We start from the raw sequence: 17,942 nt of genomic DNA, 5'->3' as shown, positions 1-17,942 counted from the left end.
CCGACGCCGCCCGCCGATCCGGCCCGATCCGCAGGTCACCCCCTAGGCTCGACCGCATGACTACGCAACTCAGCGCCGGCGGTGCCGAAGTGACCGTCGACCAGGAAAACGGCTGCCGCATCAGCAGCCTCCGCATCGACGGCACGGAGCTGCTGCGCCAGGGTGAGACGTACGGTGTGTTCCCGATGGTCCCCTGGTGCGGCCGGATCGAGCTCGGGCAGTTCCGCAACGGCGGAGTGCGCCACCAGATGCCGGTGAACGCACCGCCCCACGCCATCCACGGCTTCGGCCGTGACGCGGCCTGGAAGACCGCCCGGGTGGACCGGACGGAGGCCGCCTTCGTCTACGACCTGGCCGAGCCCTGGCCCTACCCCGGCCGGGTCACGCAGACCTTCGAGCTCACCGAGTCCTCGCTCACCCTGGGCATGGGCGTCGAGACCTACGGGGACTCCTTCCCGGCCCAGGCCGGCTGGCACCCCTGGTTCCGCCGCAACCTCGGAGACGGCGGGGAGGACGTACGGCTGACCTTCGACCCCGAGTGGCAGGAGGAGCGCGGTGACGACCACCTCCCCACCGGCCGCCGGATCGACCCCCGTCCCGGTCCCTGGGACGACTGCTTCGGCATGCCGTACGGGGTGGACGTCACCCTGACCTGGCCCGGAGCCCTGGAGCTGAGGATCACCAGCCGCACCGAATGGGTGGTGGTGTACGACGAGCAGCCCGAGGCCGTGTGCGTCGAGCCGCAGAGCGGCCCGCCGAACGGGCTGAACACCCTGCCCCGGCTCGTCACCCCGGTCGACCCGCTGGAGATCACGACCACCTGGACCTGGAGCCGAACGGACAGGGCCTAAGCTCATCACCATGAGTGACGTGCGTGGTGAGCTTCTTCAGCAGATCAAGGACAAGGCCGTGGTCCACGGCAAGGTGATCCTCTCCTCGGGACTCGAGGCCGATTACTACATCGACCTCCGCCGGATCACCCTCGACGGCGAGGCGGCCCCGCTGGTCGGTCAGGTCATGCTCGACCTGACCAAGGACCTGGACTACGACTGCGTCGGCGGCCTGACCCTGGGTGCCGACCCGGTCGCGACCTCCATGCTGCACGCCTCCGCCGCGCGCGGTTCCCGTCTGGACGCCTTCGTCGTCCGCAAGGCGCAGAAGGCGCACGGCATGCAGCGCCGTATCGAGGGCACCGACGTCAAGGGCCGCCGCTGCCTGGTGGTCGAGGACACCTCGACCACCGGCGGTTCCCCGCTGACCGCCGTCGAGGCGGTCCGTGAGGCCGGCGGCGAGGTCGTCGCCGTCGCCACGATCGTGGACCGCGGGGCCGCCGGTGCCATCGCCGACGCCGGCCTGACGTACCTGACCGGGTACCAGCTGGACGACCTCGGCCTGGCCTGATCCGCCTGCGGGCCCGTGCGCGCCCGGGTCCGTCCGCGCGGGTCCGTGCGGTACCGGCCACCGGCGGTGCCCGCCGTGGGGGCCGGAGTACCGGGCCTGACCTGCTGTTTCGTTTCGGTGGCGGAGTGTTTCACGTGAAACACTCCGCCACTGCGGGGTCGACTGTCCGGCGGAGTCTGGAAAGATAGCCCCGACGGCGACGTCGCCCCCAGGTCAGGGCCAGTAATCAGACACTCCCGCACATCCAAGGAGCGGACAGATGCCCATCGCAACTCCCGAGGTCTACAACGAGATGCTCGACCGGGCGAAGGCAGGCAAGTTCGCCTACCCGGCCATCAACGTGACCTCCTCCCAGACCCTGCACGCTGCACTGCGCGGCTTCGCGGAGGCCGAGAGCGACGGCATCATCCAGATCTCCACGGGTGGTGCGGAGTTCCTGGGTGGCCAGCACAGCAAGGACATGGTCACCGGCGCGGTTGCCCTGGCCGAGTTCGCGCACATCGTCGCCGCCAAGTACGACGTCAACATCGCGCTGCACACCGACCACTGCCCCAAGGACAAGCTGGACGGCTACGTCCGCCCGCTGATCGCCGTCTCCGAGGAGCGCGTCAAGGCCGGCCGCAACCCGCTGTTCCAGTCGCACATGTGGGACGGCTCCGCCGAGACGCTGGCCGACAACCTGGCGATCGCCGCGGAGCTGCTGCCCCGCGCCGCCGCCGCCAAGATCATCCTTGAGGTCGAGATCACCCCGACCGGTGGCGAGGAGGACGGCGTCACCCACGAGATCAACGACGAGCTGTACACCACCGTCGAGGACGCGATCCGCACCGCCGAGGCCCTGGGCCTGGGCGAGAAGGGCCGCTACCTGCTGGCCGCCTCCTTCGGCAACGTGCACGGCGTCTACAAGCCGGGCAACGTGGTCCTGCGTCCCGAGCTGCTGAAGGACCTGCAGCAGGGCGTGGGCGAGAAGTACGGCAAGACCAGCCCGTTCGACTTCGTCTTCCACGGCGGCTCCGGCTCCACCGAGCAGGAGATCGCCACCGCGCTGGAGAACGGCGTCGTGAAGATGAACCTGGACACCGACACCCAGTACGCCTTCACCCGCCCGGTCGCGGACCACATGCTGAAGAACTACGACGGTGTGCTGAAGGTCGACGGCGAGGTCGGCAAGAAGTCCACCTACGACCCGCGGACCTGGGGCAAGCTGGCCGAGGCGAGCATGGCCGCGCGCGTCACCGAGGCCTGCGCGAACCTGCGTTCCACCGGCACCAAGCTGAAGTAACCCGCCGAGGCGGCGTCAGCCGCCCTGTGCAGCCGTACACGAGAGGGCCCTGGCCCGCCTGTCCCCCGACGGGCGGGACAGGGCCCTTCCGCTTTCCTTCATGATCCAAGTGAAACATACTCCAGGGTTTGCCAGCCACTCGGATGGAAAGGATTCCGCCTCATCTGCGAGCCCAAATGCCGCTCGGGGGGCCGGAATCGGGCAGGAAGTGCAGGGTTCCGGGCCGCGCCGCGTGTGAAATCATACCTCCAGGTATGTATTTGGCCGCGGTGTGGAGAGGGACCTACGGCACATGAGTACGGAACGACCCCAGGCCAGGCAGGACAGGGCCGTGCGGACCCGGCAGGCCGTCCTGGAGGCGGCCGCGCTGGTCTTCGAGGAGCGCGGCTACGAGGCGGCGAAGCTCTCCGACATCGTCTCCCTCGCCCGGGTCACCAAGGGGGCGCTGTACTTCCACTTCGGCTCCAAGGAGGAGCTCGCCCAGGCCGTCATGGAGACCGAGCCGGACCTCGGGCCGGCGTACGTGCCGCAGGAGTTCAGGGTCCAGGAGTTCGTCGACGTGGGGATGGTCTTCTCGCACCGGCTCCGCCGTGACGTACTGCTGCGCGGCCGGGCGCGGCTGGCCCTGGAGCGCGGCGGGCGCGGCCTGGACCGGGCGGCCCCGTACCGGGACTGGATCGACCTGCACACCGGGCTGCTGGCCGGGGCCAAGGCCCGGGGCGAGCTGCTCGCGCACGTGGACCCGGCGCAGTCCGCGCGCACGGTCGTCGGATCCTTCACCGGGCTCCACATCATGGCGCAGACCCTGGGCCTGGACCTGGAGCGGGAGGTGTCGGCGTTCTACTCCTCGGTCGTGCCCAGCCTGGTGCTGCCGGCGGTGGCGGTCCGGCTGGACACCGCTCCCGGCCGCGGCGCGCGCGCCCTGCACGGGCCGGACGGGGCGGACGGGGCGGACAGGTCGGGAGAGGTGGCAGGGGCGGGAGCGTCGGAAGGGGCGGACGGTGCGCGCTCGTGCGGCTGCGGAGCGGACCTGCCGGTATCGCAGGCCGGTGAATGACCCTGGCGCTTGTCCTCAATGTCCGAAATCCGGATGATGGGTATGTTCTGGGAAAAAAGATAGCGCTATTCTTTTTTATCGGTGAGCGTGGATCGGACGCGTCCGCGGGGGAGTGTCCGTCGGGAAGCATCTGTCGAGGAGCGCGTCCGGGGCGCGCGCCGGGGGGAGGGCCGTGGACATCGAAGTGCTCGGAGGGCTGCGGGTCAGGGAGAACGGCGTACCGCTCGCCCCGGCCACCCCGCACGCCAGGCAGGTCCTCGCGGTGCTCGTCGCCTACGCCGACCAGCTCGTCCCCGCCTCGGTGCTGGCCGGGGAACTCGCCGTCCGCACCCCGGCCGAGCGCACCCGCACCGTCCTCCACGCCTGTGTGCGCCAGTTGCGCGACCTGCTGGCCGGCGCCGCGGACCCGCGTGGCCGCCGCACCCCGGAAGCCGTGCTGGTCTCACGCCCCGGCGGGTACCTGCTCGACACCGGGGGCGGCCGGAGCGACCTGGACGAGTTCGCCCGGGACGCCGGGGCCGGCTACCGCGCCATGGCCCGGGGCGACTTCGAGGCCGCGGCCCGGCGGCTCCGGGGGGCGCTCGGACTGTGGCGGGGGCCGGCCTTCGACGGCATCACGGCCGGCCCCCGGCTCACCGAGCGGATCGACGGGCTGGAGCGGACCCGGCGCTCGGTCCTGACGCAGTGGGTGGAGGCCCAGCTGGCACTCGGCCGGTACCGCGAGCTCCGTACCGAACTGCGCACGGGCGGGGTCCGCAAGGCCCTGGAGACCCACCGCGAACTCGCCGACGTGCTCGGCGGCGCCGGCTCCGGGCCGGGCGGCCCGGGCGCCGACCGGGACGTGCGGCGGGCCCTGCTGCGCGGTGCGGTCGTCTGAGCGGGGTGCGGAGCGCGCGGCGCTGCCCCGACTGTGCCGACGAACAGTCAATTCCGGTACGCACACGATCGGTTGCCGGGAGGTGCGGTGAGTTGACAAGCCGTGTCGAGGGGCTGGAGATCGGAAAATTCGGCGGATATCTTTCTATGCGAATCGAGGTGCATGCGCTATGGGCGGCTTCGCAGACGACTCCGGCTGGGGGCTGACCGGCTCCGGCCGAAGCGGCGAGGAACGGAACGGATGGCACGGAAGACGCCGTTGATCGCGGTGGTCCACAACGGCCCGCAGGGCAGCGCCTCCCCGCTGGCCTTCGCGGCCCGCGACGGGGTCGCCGAGTCCGGTGTGCGGAGCGTCCTGATCGGTGCCGAGGGCATCGACGAGGCGCAATGGGCCGTGCTCGAATCCGCCGACGGATACGTCCTGGGGGCGCCGCTCCCGGACGCGGCCGAGGCCCGCCCCGCGGCGTGGCGGGGCAAGCCCGCCTCGCTCTTCCTCGACGGGGCGCCCGCCGCCGCACCGTCCGTGCGGCGGCTCGGGATGCGCCGCATCAAGCCCGGCCCGCTGCCCGGCTGGTACTCCGCGTGCGCCAACGAGGACGCACTGGACTCCGTCCGCCGCCTGGGCGCCCTGGTGGCGCTCGCCCTCCGGGACCCCCGCGAAGACCCCTCGGACCCCGCGGCCCTGCGCCCCGAACCGGCCATCTGCCCCCGCTGAGTCCCCACTTGACCACGCCGCGTGAGCAACCTACGTTCGACGGACTGATTTCCGTGGCCATGCCATGGAACGGGGGGACAGAACGGGGAGCGGGGGCATGGAAACGGCGCATCCGGCCGAGGGGACCAGGGCTGCGGTGACGACGGGGGTGACGGCGGCGGTGACGAGCACGGCGCCGAGCGCCGTGACGGCGGCGGGGGCCGCCGCTCCGGCAGTCGCGGCCACCACGACCACTGCGGCCACCACAAGGTCGTCCGACCTGCCCGAGCTGTCCGAAGGATCCGTGGACCGGGCCGAACGTGACCGGCTGGCCCACGCCCTGGAGTCGGCCCGCACGCTGCTGGCCGGCCGCGAGGCCGCCCTGGGCGCGCTCACCGACACGGTGCACGACCTGGCCGGCCCCTGCGAACCGGACACCCTGCTGCGGGTGGTCGCCCGCCGGGCCCGCCGGCTGCTCGACCTCGACATGGTCTGGGTCGGCTGCACCCGTCCCGACGGCAGCTCCCGCCTGCGGGTCAGCGAGGGCGAGAGCATCCCCTACCACTCGGGCCTGGACCTCGGCACCGGCCAGGGCGCCGGCGCCCCCGCCTGGACCGCCGACTACACCGCCGACCCGGCCGTCCCGCGCAGCCCCGGCCTCGACGGGCTGGTGCGCGAGGAGCGGCTCCGCGCCGTCGCCGCGGTCCCGATCCGGCACGGCGACGTGGTGCTGGGCGTGCTCTACGGCGCCCGCCGCACCGCCCGCCCGTTCACCCCCGACGAGATCGGACTGCTGCTGCCGCTGGCCGACCTGGCCGCCGTGGCCCTGGACAAGGCGGCCAGGGACGAGCGGAACCGGGCCGAGACCGCCGAACTGGAACGCTTCGGCTCCACCGCGAACACCGCCCTCACCCGGATCCGTCACCTGTGGGACTGCCAGGCCCGGCTGGCCCGGCTGGTGATCGACGGGGCCGGCCTGGCCACCCTTGCCCGGACCGCCGCCGACGCCCTGGACGGCGTACTGCAGGTGCGGGACCCCGGCGGGCGGCCGCTCACCGCGACCGGCGACCTGCCCGGCGCGGACGAGGAGGCCGTCGCCCGCGCCGCGCTCCGCGCGCACACCGCCGGCCGCCCGGTCGGGCTTCCCGGAAACGTGTGGGTGGCCGCGGTGACCGCCGGGGCCGAGGACCTCGGGGTCCTGGTGCTGCGCGCGTCCGCGCCGCTCACCGAGGAGGACGTACGGCTGCTGGAGCTCGCCGCGCTGTCGGTGGCCTCGCTGACGCTGATCCAGCGCGGCACCGGTGCCGTGGAGCGCCCCGTACGCGACGAACTGCTGCAGGAGCTGCTCGACCACTCCGGTCCCGCGGAGCACGTGCAGCACGCGGACGACCGTCTGCGGGACCGGACCGTGCGGCTCGGCATGGACCCCGACGCCCCCCACGTGGTGGTGGTGGCCCGCCCCGAGGGCGGGGACCTGGGCAAGGCGGCGGCCTGGGCCGGCTCCTACGCGTACCGCAAGGGCGGCCTGCGGACGGTCCGGCGCGGCTGCGTGGTGCTGCTGCTGCCCGGTACCGACGCCTCGGCCGTCGCCCGCCGGGCCTCGGCGGAGCTTTCCCCGCTGCTCGGCCGGCCCGTCTCCACCGGGGCCGCCGGACCGGGCACGGGGATCACCTCGGTGGCCCGGGCCTACGAGGAGGCCGTGCGCTGTCTGGAGGTGCTGACCGCGCTGGACGGGGCGGGCGGCACGGCCTCCATGCGCGACCTCGGCTTCGTCGGCCTGCTGCTCTCCGCCGACCACGACGTGGACGCCTTCGTCCGTTCGGTGATCGGGCCGGTCCTGGAGTACGACGCCGCCCGTCTCACCGAGCTCACCCGCACGCTGGAGGCGTACTTCCAGTCTGGCGGCAGCCCCATGCACTCCGCAGAGGCGCTCCACGTCCACCCCAACACCGTCTCGCGGCGGCTGGAACGGATCGGGGAGCTCCTGGGCGAGGACTGGCAGAAGCCGGCCCGCGCCCTGGAGATCCAGATGGCGCTGCGGCTCCAGCGGACCCGCGAGGCCCTGCACCGCGGCCACCAGGCCCGGCCGGGCGGCCCGGGCGGCTGAGGGGGCCCGCCGGTCCGGCCGGGCCGGGCACGCACCGGGCACGACACCCGGCACGGCACAGGGCCTGGCACAGACCTGGCATCGGTGCCCGGTACCCGGTGCCGGAGCCCGGTACCGGGCCCCGGTTCACCGGAACGGGCTATTCGATCTCGGCCAGCGCGCGGGCCGCGTGCGCCACCGAGGCCATCGTGACGTGCCGGTGCCAGCCGGACAGCGAACGCCCGGAGAAGTCCCGCAGGCCGATCTCCTGCGCGCTCTGCCGGGACGCCTCGGTGACCCGCCGGGTCTGCTTCGTCATGCGCAGCAGGGCCGCCGCCGGCGGCCGCAGCATGTCCGTGATCCACAGCTCGGCCGGCGGGTGCGTCGGGTCGACCCAGTCCCCGACCAGCATCAGGTGGCGGCGCCGGGCGGGGGACGGGTCCGGCATCATCACGCGCACCGCGGACACCCAGGAGGTGCGCCACCGGCCCTGGCTCAGCGGATCGGCCCACTTCACCGGCAGCCGGAGCCCCCGTACGTTGCGCAGCACGTCCCGCGCGGCCAGGGTGCCGGCGCCGTGCCCGGGCAGTGCCGGGTCGGTGACCAGCAGCCGGGTGCCGGGGTCGATCCGGGCGAGCACGGGCAGACCGGCCTCGGTGAACCGGTTCATCGTGGCCCGGGTGCCGATGCCGCGTACGTCGAGCACGATCGGGCGGGCCGGCAGCCCCGTCTGCCGGACCATGTCCAGCGCGGCGGTGGCCGCGCACTCCTCGTAGGACAGGTCGCCGGAGTCCACACCGGCGTGCGGCGTGCCTCCGGAGCCGTCTTCGGGGAGGAACAGCCGCCAGCCCGCGGGGGTGGTCAGCTCGGGGGAGCAGAACCACACCCCGAAGGCCTGCTGGCCGCGGAACATCTGCCCCCGGTGCGGGTCGAAGCGGTGCCCCGTGCCCACCGACTGCTCGCCGCCCTTGGGGATCGACATCGGCTGGACCACCCACGAGGTGAGCGGGGACAGCTGCCCCAGGTACTCGGCGAGGGCGGCCCGGATGGGCTGCCAGTCCCAGGTGGAGTCGGAGATGAAGTGGTGGAGGCTCTGCTCGGCGCCCACCCCGCCGGTGTGCGTGGCGATGTTCCGGATCGACTTGCGGCCCCGGGTGGCCAGCAGGCCCAGCACGTACTGGCGGCCCTTCTCCCGCTGGTCGCGGCGGCGCAGGGAGCCCAGGACCGCCGCACAGAGTTCCTCGCCCACGTCGAGGGCCGGATCCCGGCGGAGGATCGGACGGCGGCGCTGGAGCGCGCCCGAGGGCGCGCCGGTACTCGTGTCGGTACTCGCGGCGACGGTCATGGTGCTCACGGAACATTCCCCCTTGTTCGACTGCACCACCACGGTCCTGCGGACCGGCGTGCGGGGGGAGGTGTGCCGGGCACCGACCTGACGGCCCCGGTGGTGGGGAGCCCACACACCGGGAGCGGGCATCGCGTTCCGCTTACGGCCTGCGGGCCGGACGGTCGCGCGTGCGGTCGGGTCGGCCGGGCGGTCGCGGCTACGACCGGGTCGGCCGGGTCGGCCGGGCGAATGCGGTGGCGGGCCGGCCGGTGGGCCGGCCCGCCCGCCGGTCAGGCGCCGAGCAGCTCGGCGTAGCCCGTCTCGCTGCTGTCCTTGAGGAACTGCCGGCAGCGGTCGGCCTCCTCGGTCTCCTCGATGGTGCCGGCCGCCCGGGCGAGGGCCGCGAGGCAGCGCAGGAAGCCGCGGTTGGCCTCGTGCTCCCACGGGATCGGGCCGTGGCCCTTCCAGCCGGACCGGCGGAGCGCGTCCAGGCCCCGGTGGTAACCGGTACGGGCGTACGCGTAGGACTCCACGGTGCTGCCGGCCTTCGCGGCGTCCTCGGCCAGCTCCGCCCAGGCGAGGGAGTAGGTGGGGAAGCGCGCGGCGACCTCGGCGGGGGCCGCGCCCCCGGCAAGCAGCTTCTGCGCGTCGGTGTTCTCCTGCAGGTAGGTCGGGTCGGGCCCGCCGAGCAGGTTCTGGTGAATGCTCATGGTCGCAGTCTGCCAGCGCGGTCCCGGCATCGGACGCGGTGCTCCCGGGCAGGCGCCCGGGACCCACCGCCAGGCAGGCTGGAGGTGGTGTGATGCCGTTCGTGATGCCGTTGGTGATGTCGTTCGCGGTGCAGGAGGTGGCCTGATGGTGCTGGTGGCGTCGGACGCGCTGGGTGCGCCGTGCTGGCTGAGTCTCACGGCGCGCGACCGGGACACCGCGGAGCGGTTCTACCGGGAGGTGCTGGGCTGGACCTTCCGCCGGGACACCTTCGGCCGGGCGTTCTCGGTGGCCGAGCACAACGGGGTTCCGGTCGCGGGCATCGGCGCGGTGGCCGGGGAGCTCGCCGTACCGGTGGTCTGGACACCGTACTTCGCGGTCGACGACGCGGATCAGGCCGTGGCCCGGGTCCGCGAGCGCGGCGGCACGGTCGGGGTGGGGCCGGTGTCGTACCCGCCGCGTGGCCGGGCGGCCCTCGCCACCGACCTGGAGGGCGCGGTGTTCGGGCTCTGGGAGGGCACGATCGAGGAGCAGTGGCGGGTGGGCGAGGACGCCCCGGCCTGGCTGGAACTGCACACGCGCAACGCGTTCGAGGCCGCGTTCTTCTACGGCGAGGTGCTGGAGTGGGCGACCGTCGACGACCCGACCGGATGCTGCGACGTGTCCTACGAGGAGGACCAGGTCGTGCTGCGGCGCAGCGGTACGCCGGTGGCCCGGCTGAACAGCGGGCCGGTGGAGCAGGCGTCCCCCAAGCCGCAGCGGCGCCCCCGCTGGCTGGTCCACTTCAAGGTGCCGGACCTGGTGGCGGCGACGGCGGCGGTGAACGCGCACGGCGGCACGGTGGTCGAGGAGGAGGGGGCGACCCGGGTGACGGTGAGCGACCCGGACGGCGGGCTCTTCACGCTGGACGAGGTGGCGACGTAGGGCCGGCCGGCCGGCGGGCGCGTACGGCGCGTGCGCGGCCTTCGCATGCGCGGCCTCCGGCCGTGTCGTGACCCGGTCCGGGGCGCATACGGCGCACGCAGGGGCTGCGTACGGGCCGGGCGGGAGTGGTCTCCGTGCCGTACGGGGGCCCCGTGCCGCACGGGGCGAGAGTGGCGGGCTTCACATGGTCCCTCTGCGAAAACCCGGGCATATGATGCGGGCAGGGGACCGGGGCTCCACTTTTCCCGTCAGGAAGGAGCGGACCGCTACCCGGAAGCTCGTGTCGAGGAGACAGCGATGTCGCATTCCCTTGATGCCTCCGGAGTGGGCGGTTCGGATACCCCGAACCTCGACTTCGCGGGCACTACCCCGTACGAGGACTACGTCCAGGCGGACGTCCTCACCCACCTCCAGCACCCCCGTTCGGACGACCCGGGCGAGATGGTCTTCCTGGTCACGACCCAGGTGATGGAGCTGTGGTTCACCGTCATCGTCCACGAGTGGGAGACCGCGGCCCGCGCGCTGCGCGAGGACCGGCTCGATGTCGCGATGGACGCGCTGAAACGATCCGTCCGCGAGCTGGAGGCCCTCAACCAGTCCTGGCGGCCGCTCGCCCAGCTCACCCCGGGCCAGTTCAACTCCTACCGCGCCGCCCTCGGCGAAGGTTCCGGTTTCCAGTCCGCGATGTACCGCCGGATGGAGTTCCTGCTCGGCGAGAAGTCGGCGTCCATGCTGGTCCCGCACCGCGGCGCGCCCCGCGTCCACGCGGAGCTGGAGAAGGCCCTCCAGGAGCCGAGCCTCTACGACGAGGTGCTGCGCCTGCTGGCGCGCCGCGGCCTGCCGGTGCCGGACGCCGTACTGGACCGGGACCTGTCCCGGCGCTACGAGTCCTCGCCGGAGGTGGAGGCGGTCTGGACCGGCCTCTACGCGGAGCCGCAGGACCGGGCCGACCTGGTCCGGCTCGGCGAGGCCCTGACCGACGTCGCCGAACTGGTCTGGCGCTGGCGCAACGACCACCTGGTCGCCACCCGGCGCGCGATGGGCGCCAAGACCGGCACGGGCGGCTCGGCCGGCGTGTCGTGGCTGGAGAAGCGCGCCGCGAAGAACGTGTTCCCCGAGCTGTGGACGGCGCGCAGCCATGTCTGAGACCTCTGTGAACGCCGAAGCCACCGCGGCCTCCCTTTCCATACGGGCGGAAGTCCTGGACGCCGAGGACGCGCTCGGCAAGCTCCGCGAGCGCTTCACCCTGCCGGACGGCCTGGTCTACCTGGACGGGAACTCGCTGGGGGCCCTGCCCGCCGGGGTTCCCGGGCGGGTCGCCGACGTCGTGTCCCGCGAGTGGGGCGAGCTGCTGATCCGTTCCTGGGACGAGAGCGGCTGGTGGACGGCCCCCGAGCGGATCGGCGACCGGATCGCCCCGCTGGTCGGGGCGGCACCGGGGCAGATCGTCGTCGGCGACTCGACCAGCGTGAACGTCTTCAAGGCGCTGGTGGGCGCGGCCCGGCTGGTCGAGGCGTCGGCCGGCGCGGGCCGCGACGAACTGGTCGTGGACGCCACCACCTTCCCGACGGACGGTTACATCGCCGCGTCGGCCGCCCGCATGACGGGGCTGAAGGTGGTCGCGGTGGAGCCCGGCGAGGTCCCGTCGGTGCTCGGGCCGCGCACGGCGGCAGTGCTGCTCAACCACGCCGACTACCTGTCGGGCCGGCTGCACGACCTGCCGGGCCTCACCGCCGCCGTGCACGCGGCCGGCGCCCTCGCGGTCTGGGACCTCTGCCACACCGCGGGCGCGCTCCCGGTGGAACTGGACGCGAACGGCGTGGACCTCGCGGTCGGCTGCACGTACAAGTACCTCAACGGCGGGCCCGGTTCACCGGCCTACCTGTACGTGGCCCGGCGCCACCAGGAGGCCTTCGACTCCCCGCTGCCCGGCTGGACCTCGCACGCCGAACCCTTCGCCATGACCCCCGACTACGTACCGGCGCAGGGCGCCGTGCGCGGCCGGGTCGGCACCCCGGACATCCTGTCCATGCTGGCCCTGGAGGCTTCGCTGGAGGTCTGGGAGGGGGTCTCGATCGAGGCCGTGCGCGCGAAGTCGCTGGCCCTGACGGACTTCTTCCTGGAGTGCGTCGAGGCGTACGTCCCCGCCGGGCGGGTGGAGTGCGTGACCCCGAGGGCCCACGCGGAACGCGGCAGCCAGATCGCGCTGCGCGGCGGGAACGCGGCCGGGGTGATGCGCGAACTGGTCGCCCGGGGCGTGGTGGGCGACTTCCGCCACCCGGACGTGCTGCGCTTCGGGTTCACCCCGCTGTACGTCGGATTCGCCGACGCGGAACGGGCCGCCCGGACGCTGGGTCACATCTACGGGTGATGATCACGCGGCACATGCCGGACTGCTGAAACGTCCCGCCCGCCCACCCCGGGTGAACGAACCGGGGGAGAGGGACGGGCGGGACGGGCATCCGGGGCACGGGTGGTGAGCGGCCGGGGGCGGCGGCCGGTGGAGGGGTGGCCGGTGGGCGGCTGCGGTGCTGCCGCAGGGCGGGAGCGGTGGTGCTGTCGTGCGCACGTCGTGCTTCTGCCGTGTTTCCGCCGTCTTCTGCCGTGCTCCCGCCGTGCCGCTGTCGTGCATCCGTCGTGCCTCCGCAGTGCCTCCGCAGTGCCTCCGCAGTGCCTCCCTCGCGCTCCTGCCGGGCTCGCGGGCTTTCTTCTGCGGGCCGCCCGCTGCCTGATAGCGTCCCGCTGCCCGGAACATGTGTCCCAGCTGTCCCCCGCCCGCCCCGCGTAGTGGCCGGGCGGGAGCGGCGGGGTGCGCGCCTCCGGGCGTGTGCAGCCGTGCCATCCGCGTTCTGCGTGTCCCCGCGTTCTCCGCGGACCGGGGGATCCGCAGGATCCGCGTACCGAGAGGTGTGTGTCGAGCCGATGACGGACCCCGCAGTCGAACGGGACGCCGCCGAGTCCGCGTCGGCCTTCTCCCACCCGCCGGTGGTCCCGGACGCGACCGCCGCGTACGGCGAACACCCTGACCAGATCGTGGACTTCTACGCACCGCGCGGGGACCACGGGCCGGGACCGGCACCGCTGGTGGTCCTCCTGCACGGAGGTGCGTGGCGCGCCCCGTACGACCGGCAGCACATCACGCCCCTCGCGGACTTCCTGGCCCGCCGGGGCTTCGCGGTGGCCAACGTGGAGTACCGGCGCGGGAGCGCGCTGCCGCACCAGGGCGGATCCGGTCCGGTGGCGGGCCGGTGGCCCGAGACCTTCGACGACGTGGCAGCGGCGATGGACGCCCTGCCGGCCCTCGCGGCCGCGGCCGTTCCCCGGGCGGACCTCCGCCGCACGGTCCTGACCGGCCACTCGGCGGGCGGCCACCTGGCGCTGTGGGCGGCGGCGCGCCACGTCCTGCCGGCCGACGCCCCGACCGCCTGGCGGCTGCCCGAACCGCCGGAACTGCGCGGCGTGGTGGCACTGGCACCGATCGCGGACTTCACGGTGGCGGAGGAGCTCGGCGTGTGCGGCGGCGCGTCGGCACAGCTGCTGGGCGGCGAGGGGCCGTTCGCCTCCCGCCTGCCGTACGCCGACCCTGCCGCCCTGCTCCCCACGGGCATCGCGACGGCGATCGTCCACGGCCGCGAGGACATCGTGGTCCCGCCACAGGTGGCCGAGGCCTACGTCGAGGCGGCCGCGAAAGCCGGCGAGACGGTGGGCCTGACGCTCCTGTCCGACGTCGGCCACTTCCCCCTGATCGACCCGGCGGCGGACGCGAGCGCGGTGGTGGCGGAGGAAATCGCCCAACTGGGCTGGTGAGCGCGCCGGCGGCCGGCACGGAAGGACAGTGAGGACTGACGGGCAGCCCCGGGGCACCTCCCTGATGCCGTCCAGGCGGAGCCTCGGCGCACCAACACCCCCACCCGCCGACCGGTCCCGACCGACACGAGTCCCGCTGTTGCCCCCCGCCCCGCTCACGGAGACGGGCCGTCCTCGTCCGCACCCGCCAGTGCCTTCGTCAGCAGTACGCCCAGGATGATCAGGGCCACGCCCAGCCACCACACCCCGCCGTCGAAGATCAGCACCCCGATGCCGATGGGGACCAGGAGCCCGGTCAGGGGGAGCAGGAAGCCGGCCGGGTGTGGTGGCCGTTCTCCCCGGGCGCGGGCGCGGGCCACGTCCGGGTACCAGACCGTGAACTTCACGGCCGCGACGATCGCCAGGATCTGGATGATCCAGCCGGTCCAGATGTTGTCCGGGTTGTGCAGCACCAGGTCGCCGTAGGCCCCCGCGAGCGCGGCGATCAGGAAGGCCAGGCCCCAGACGGCGGTGATGATCCGGTTGGTGCGGAGGAACGCGGGCGTGTTCCAGTACGCCGGGTCCACCTGTTCCTTCGCGTACTGGAGGGTGAAGGGGACACCGACCGCGATCGAGCCGAAGGCGATCACGGTGAGCGCGATGTTGGAGAGCTCCCCGGCGTACGTTTCCAGCCAGCGCAGCGTCCCGTCGCTCGCCAGTGCCCCGATGACCGCCAGCGCTGCGAAGAAGACGACGTCCGCGATCTCCAGGATCTTCCAGGAGCTGCCGCGGTGGACCAGCTTGCCGGCCGCGACCAGGACCACCGCCGAGGCCAGGGCCAGGCCGACCGCGAGCTCGAACCGGCCCGGTCCGACCAGCAGCGAGAAGATGATCCACGGCGCCATGCCGACAACGGGGTTCTCCAGGAACCCGGCCACCCCGCCCTTGTCGGAGCCGTATGCCTCGGTGCCCACCCTTCAAGCCTGTGATCCTCCCGCCCCGCCCGCCACTCGGCAACGGGTCGGGGATCAGGACACCGGCGCGGCCAGGTAGTCCGCGCGGCCGTCGTCGTCGACGTCGAACGGTCCCTCGGGGATGATGCAGAACTCGTTGCCCTCGGGGTCGGCCATGACCAGGAACCCGCCCCCGGCGTACTCCTCCAGCCTGCGGCCGCCGAGGGCCTCGACGCGCCGCTGTTCGGCGGCGGGGTCGGGGGAGGCCAGGTCGACGTGGATGCGGTTCTTGCCGGTGGTGGGGCGGTCGACCTTCTGGAAGGCGAGTCCGGGGCCGTCGCCGCGGGTGAGGAAGACGTACGGGCCGATCGTGGCCGTGACGGGGCGGTCCAGCAGCGCGGACCAGAAGGCCGCCACACGCTGCGGGTCCTCGCAGTCGATGACGAGATCTTTGATGACCAGGGGCATGCGCCCATGCTCGCACCGCATCCGCCACGGAGGCCTGTCCTCCGAGCGGTCCCGCTGCCGTGATCGCTGCACCTGCGACAGGGGGAGGCGGGAGTGAGTCCGTACCGCACGTCCGTGAAGCGCTGGATGGAGCCGCCGGCCGCCGCGGTCCTGCACGACCGGCCGGTGCGGATCCTCCAGGAGCCGCCGGCCGCCGCGGTGGCGACGACGGCCATCGCCGCCTTCGAACTGTTCCGCCTCCGGACCCGTCACGGGATCACCCTGCGTGCGGTCCGGGACCGGGCCGGAGGACCGGGACGCGGGGCCGGACGAACGGCCGGATGACCGGCTGTCGCGCGACTTCACCAGGGCGGACGCCGACGCCGGGCAGGGTGTTGCCAGGTACACCATCGGCGGGTGTCCCGGCCCCGTGATCTTTCCGGGGCCGGGACGGAGACTTGTCCCGGAACGGGGCGGAACGGCTGCCCGGGGAGCAACGGGGGACGACCATGAGAGCGCGCAATTCCGTACGGGCGGCCCGGCGCGGGTTCCGGCTGTCCTGGCAGGCCGTGCCGCTCTCGGCGCTGCTGTTCACATGCTGCGTCGCGGCCATCCTGCTCCTGCCGGTGGGCGGACTGTTCGTGCTGCCCGCGGTGGTGGCCCGGGTCCGGGCGCACGCCGACCGGCGCCGCCGGCTCGCCGCCGACTGGTCGGACGTACGGATCTCCGCCGGCTACCTGCCGCTGCCGGAGCTCCGCGGCGGCGGCTACGGCGTACGGCTGGAGCGGTCGGCGGCGCTGCTGCGGGACCCGGCCACCTGGCGTGACCTGCTGTGGCTGTTCCTCGACATGTGGGCCGGCTGGTTCACCGCCGTCCTGCCCTTGACCCTGTTCCTGTTCGCCGCGGAGGGGCTGGCCCTCGCGGCCGGGATGTGGCGGCTGGTGGTCCACGGGATCGCGTTCCCGTACGGGTTCGTCATGGTGGAGGGTCAGGCCACCGCGTACGCCGCCGGCGTCCTGGGGCTCGTCGTGCTGCACCTGACGCTGCGGAACGGCGAACGGCTGCTGCGCGGCCACTTCCTGCTGGCCAGGGCGCTGCTCGACCGTCCGCTGACCGCCGAACTGAACCGGCGTATCGACCGGCTCACGGAGACCCGGCACGACGCCGTGGACGCCTCCGCCGCCGAACTGCGCCGGATCGAACGGGACCTGCACGACGGGGCGCAGGCCCGCCTGGTCGCCATGGGCATGCACCTGGGCACCATCGAGGCGGTGGTGGAGAAGGACCCGGCCATGGCCAGGGAACTTCTCGTGCAGGCCCGGAAGAACTCCTCCGAGGCGCTGGCCGAACTGCGGGACCTGGTCCGGGGCATCCACCCGCCGGTGCTGGCCGAGCGCGGCCTGGGCGACGCCGTACGGGCGCTGGCCCTGCGGCTGCCGCTGCCCGTGGAGGTGGAGGTGGAGCTGCCGGGGCGGGCCGGGGCGCCCGTCGAGGCAGCGGCGTACTTCGCGGTCAGCGAGGCGCTCACCAACGCGGTCAAGCACGCGGAGGCGGACCGGGTGTGGGTGGACATCGCCCACGCGGACGGGTCGCTGCGGGTCTCGGTCACCGACAACGGGACCGGTGGAGCGGTGGTCGGTGCGGGCTCGGGGCTGGTGGGGGTGGAGCGCCGGCTCGGTACATTCGACGGTGTCCTGGCCGTCAGCAGCCCCGTGGGCGGCCCCACCATGGTGACCATGGAGATCCCTTGCGTGTTGTCATAGCCGAGGACCTCTTCCTGCTGCGGGACGGACTGGTGCGCATGCTGGAGGCGCACGGTTTCGAGGTCGCGGCCGCCGTGGAGAGCGGACCCGAACTCACCCGCGCCCTGGCGGAGTCGCGACCGGACGTCGCCGTGGTCGACGTCCGGCTGCCGCCCTCGCACACCGACGAGGGCCTGCAGTGCGCGCTCGCGGCCCGGCGGGCCCGGCCGGGGCTGCCGGTGCTGGTGCTCTCGCAGCACGTGGAGCAGCTGTACGCGCGGGAGCTGCTGGCGGACGGCCGGGGCGGTGTGGGCTACCTGCTCAAGGACCGGGTGTTCGACGTGGAGGAGTTCACCGGTGCGATCCGCCGGGTGGCGGCGGGAGGCACCGCGATGGACCCGCAGGTCATCTCGCAGCTGCTGACCCGCCGCGGCCGGGACGGGCCGGTGGCCGGGCTGACCCCGAGGGAGCTGCAGGTGCTGGAGCTGATGGCCGAGGGCCGCTCCAACACCGCGATCGCCGCACAGCTGGTGGTGACGGAGCGGGCGGTGGCCAAGCACACCTCCAACATCTTCGCCAAGCTCGGCCTGGAGGTCTCCGAGGACGACAACCGCCGTGTGCTGGCGGTCCTGGCCTATCTGGACCACGGCCGGTCGTGA

The 17,942-nt window shown here is 73.4% G+C and carries 18 protein-coding genes; 14 read left to right on the top strand and 4 right to left on the bottom strand.

Annotation, left to right across the window (positions count from 1 at the left end; translation table 11 throughout):
- Positions 1-56: 56 nt before the first annotated feature.
- The 7 genes from AB0O36_RS18195 to AB0O36_RS18165 all read left to right on the top strand — a co-directional run bounded on the left by AB0O36_RS18195 (position 57) and on the right by AB0O36_RS18165 (position 7,417).
- On the top strand, positions 57-851 hold the full coding sequence (locus tag AB0O36_RS18195; RefSeq protein ID WP_365110975.1) for an aldose 1-epimerase: 795 nt from the start codon (positions 57-59) through the stop codon (positions 849-851).
- A 10-nt stretch (positions 852-861) separates the two neighbouring features.
- Complete coding sequence (gene pyrE / locus AB0O36_RS18190) at positions 862-1,401, top strand: orotate phosphoribosyltransferase (protein ID WP_365110972.1); 540 nt, start codon at positions 862-864, stop codon at positions 1,399-1,401.
- Positions 1,402-1,660: 259 nt separating this feature from the next.
- Positions 1,661-2,683 (top strand): class II fructose-bisphosphate aldolase, encoded by a 1,023-nt coding sequence (gene fbaA, locus AB0O36_RS18185; RefSeq protein ID WP_365110970.1) that lies wholly within the window; start codon positions 1,661-1,663, stop codon positions 2,681-2,683.
- 292 nt (positions 2,684-2,975) lie between these two features.
- Entirely contained in the window at positions 2,976-3,740 is a 765-nt protein-coding gene (locus AB0O36_RS18180; protein ID WP_365110967.1) for a ScbR family autoregulator-binding transcription factor, read from the top strand.
- 172 nt (positions 3,741-3,912) lie between these two features.
- Positions 3,913-4,617 carry a BTAD domain-containing putative transcriptional regulator gene (locus AB0O36_RS18175; protein ID WP_365110964.1) on the top strand — a complete coding sequence of 235 codons (705 nt, stop codon included), beginning with the start codon at positions 3,913-3,915 and terminating at the stop codon, positions 4,615-4,617.
- Between the two features lie 240 nt (positions 4,618-4,857).
- Positions 4,858-5,331 carry a hypothetical protein gene (locus AB0O36_RS18170; protein WP_365110962.1) on the top strand — a complete coding sequence of 158 codons (474 nt, stop codon included), beginning with the start codon at positions 4,858-4,860 and terminating at the stop codon, positions 5,329-5,331.
- Between the two features lie 97 nt (positions 5,332-5,428).
- A complete protein-coding gene (locus AB0O36_RS18165; protein WP_365110959.1) occupies positions 5,429-7,417 on the top strand; it encodes a helix-turn-helix domain-containing protein in 1,989 nt (662 codons plus the stop codon).
- A 139-nt stretch (positions 7,418-7,556) separates the two neighbouring features.
- Here the strand turns inward: AB0O36_RS18165 and AB0O36_RS18160 are convergent, their stop codons facing one another.
- Positions 7,557-8,741 (bottom strand): transposase, encoded by a 1,185-nt coding sequence (locus AB0O36_RS18160; RefSeq protein ID WP_365111045.1) that lies wholly within the window; start codon positions 8,739-8,741, stop codon positions 7,557-7,559.
- A 272-nt stretch (positions 8,742-9,013) separates the two neighbouring features.
- Entirely contained in the window at positions 9,014-9,433 is a 420-nt protein-coding gene (locus tag AB0O36_RS18155; RefSeq protein WP_365110956.1) for a DUF3151 domain-containing protein, read from the bottom strand.
- Between the two features lie 145 nt (positions 9,434-9,578).
- On the opposite strand from AB0O36_RS18155, the gene AB0O36_RS18150 reads away from it, so the two are divergent.
- From AB0O36_RS18150 to AB0O36_RS18135, 4 genes are all read left to right on the top strand, one after another.
- Entirely contained in the window at positions 9,579-10,355 is a 777-nt protein-coding gene (locus AB0O36_RS18150) for a VOC family protein (RefSeq protein ID WP_365110954.1), read from the top strand.
- A gap of 297 nt (positions 10,356-10,652) precedes the next feature.
- A complete protein-coding gene (locus AB0O36_RS18145; RefSeq protein WP_365110951.1) occupies positions 10,653-11,501 on the top strand; it encodes a tryptophan 2,3-dioxygenase in 849 nt (282 codons plus the stop codon).
- Positions 11,494-12,726: a kynureninase gene (gene kynU / locus AB0O36_RS18140; RefSeq protein ID WP_365110948.1), complete on the top strand. Its 1,233-nt coding sequence runs from the start codon at positions 11,494-11,496 to the stop codon at positions 12,724-12,726. The genes AB0O36_RS18145 and kynU overlap by 8 nt, the downstream gene beginning before the upstream one ends.
- A 551-nt stretch (positions 12,727-13,277) precedes the next feature.
- Positions 13,278-14,162, top strand: coding sequence for an alpha/beta hydrolase (locus AB0O36_RS18135; protein ID WP_365110946.1), 885 nt, complete (start codon positions 13,278-13,280; stop codon positions 14,160-14,162).
- Positions 14,163-14,317: 155 nt separating this feature from the next.
- Here the strand turns inward: AB0O36_RS18135 and AB0O36_RS18130 are convergent, their stop codons facing one another.
- Both AB0O36_RS18130 and AB0O36_RS18125 read right to left on the bottom strand, forming a co-directional pair.
- Positions 14,318-15,115, bottom strand: a complete 798-nt coding sequence (locus tag AB0O36_RS18130; RefSeq protein WP_365110943.1) for a hypothetical protein — start codon at positions 15,113-15,115, stop codon at positions 14,318-14,320.
- Between the two features lie 54 nt (positions 15,116-15,169).
- Entirely contained in the window at positions 15,170-15,562 is a 393-nt protein-coding gene (locus tag AB0O36_RS18125; protein ID WP_365110941.1) for a VOC family protein, read from the bottom strand.
- A 93-nt stretch (positions 15,563-15,655) separates the two neighbouring features.
- Here AB0O36_RS18125 and AB0O36_RS18120 point away from each other — a divergent pair, with 93 nt between their 5' ends.
- From AB0O36_RS18120 to AB0O36_RS18110, 3 genes are all read left to right on the top strand, one after another.
- Positions 15,656-15,886, top strand: coding sequence for a hypothetical protein (locus AB0O36_RS18120; protein WP_365110939.1), 231 nt, complete (start codon positions 15,656-15,658; stop codon positions 15,884-15,886).
- 164 nt (positions 15,887-16,050) lie between these two features.
- Positions 16,051-17,304 (top strand): histidine kinase, encoded by a 1,254-nt coding sequence (locus AB0O36_RS18115; RefSeq protein WP_365110937.1) that lies wholly within the window; start codon positions 16,051-16,053, stop codon positions 17,302-17,304.
- Positions 17,289-17,942: a response regulator transcription factor gene (locus AB0O36_RS18110; protein ID WP_365110934.1), complete on the top strand. Its 654-nt coding sequence runs from the start codon at positions 17,289-17,291 to the stop codon at positions 17,940-17,942. The genes AB0O36_RS18115 and AB0O36_RS18110 overlap by 16 nt, the downstream gene beginning before the upstream one ends.

The sequence above is a fragment of the Streptomyces sp. NPDC089799 genome, from assembly GCF_040684755.1.
Taxonomy (GTDB): Bacteria; Actinomycetota; Actinomycetes; order Streptomycetales; family Streptomycetaceae; genus Streptomyces.
Note: the sequence above shows the minus strand (reverse complement) of the source record. Positions and strands in the feature narration are given on the sequence as shown.

Excerpts from the sequence above, each read along its gene's own strand:
- AB0O36_RS18145 (WP_365110951.1), top strand. The coding sequence starts at position 10,653 with ATGTCGCATTCCCTTGATGCCTCCGGAGTGGGCGGTTCGGATACCCCG.
- AB0O36_RS18155 (WP_365110956.1), bottom strand. The coding sequence starts at position 9,433 with ATGAGCATTCACCAGAACCTGCTCGGCGGGCCCGACCCGACCTACCTG.
- fbaA (WP_365110970.1), top strand. The coding sequence starts at position 1,661 with ATGCCCATCGCAACTCCCGAGGTCTACAACGAGATGCTCGACCGGGCG.
- kynU (WP_365110948.1), top strand. The coding sequence starts at position 11,494 with ATGTCTGAGACCTCTGTGAACGCCGAAGCCACCGCGGCCTCCCTTTCC.
- pyrE (WP_365110972.1), top strand. The coding sequence starts at position 862 with ATGAGTGACGTGCGTGGTGAGCTTCTTCAGCAGATCAAGGACAAGGCC.
- AB0O36_RS18195 (WP_365110975.1), top strand. The coding sequence starts at position 57 with ATGACTACGCAACTCAGCGCCGGCGGTGCCGAAGTGACCGTCGACCAG.
- AB0O36_RS18170 (WP_365110962.1), top strand. The coding sequence starts at position 4,858 with ATGGCACGGAAGACGCCGTTGATCGCGGTGGTCCACAACGGCCCGCAG.
- AB0O36_RS18135 (WP_365110946.1), top strand. The coding sequence starts at position 13,278 with ATGACGGACCCCGCAGTCGAACGGGACGCCGCCGAGTCCGCGTCGGCC.
- AB0O36_RS18115 (WP_365110937.1), top strand. The coding sequence starts at position 16,051 with ATGAGAGCGCGCAATTCCGTACGGGCGGCCCGGCGCGGGTTCCGGCTG.
- AB0O36_RS18150 (WP_365110954.1), top strand. The coding sequence starts at position 9,579 with ATGGTGCTGGTGGCGTCGGACGCGCTGGGTGCGCCGTGCTGGCTGAGT.
- AB0O36_RS18125 (WP_365110941.1), bottom strand. The coding sequence starts at position 15,562 with ATGCCCCTGGTCATCAAAGATCTCGTCATCGACTGCGAGGACCCGCAG.
- AB0O36_RS18160 (WP_365111045.1), bottom strand. The coding sequence starts at position 8,741 with ATGACCGTCGCCGCGAGTACCGACACGAGTACCGGCGCGCCCTCGGGC.
- AB0O36_RS18180 (WP_365110967.1), top strand. The coding sequence starts at position 2,976 with ATGAGTACGGAACGACCCCAGGCCAGGCAGGACAGGGCCGTGCGGACC.
- AB0O36_RS18165 (WP_365110959.1), top strand. The coding sequence starts at position 5,429 with ATGGAAACGGCGCATCCGGCCGAGGGGACCAGGGCTGCGGTGACGACG.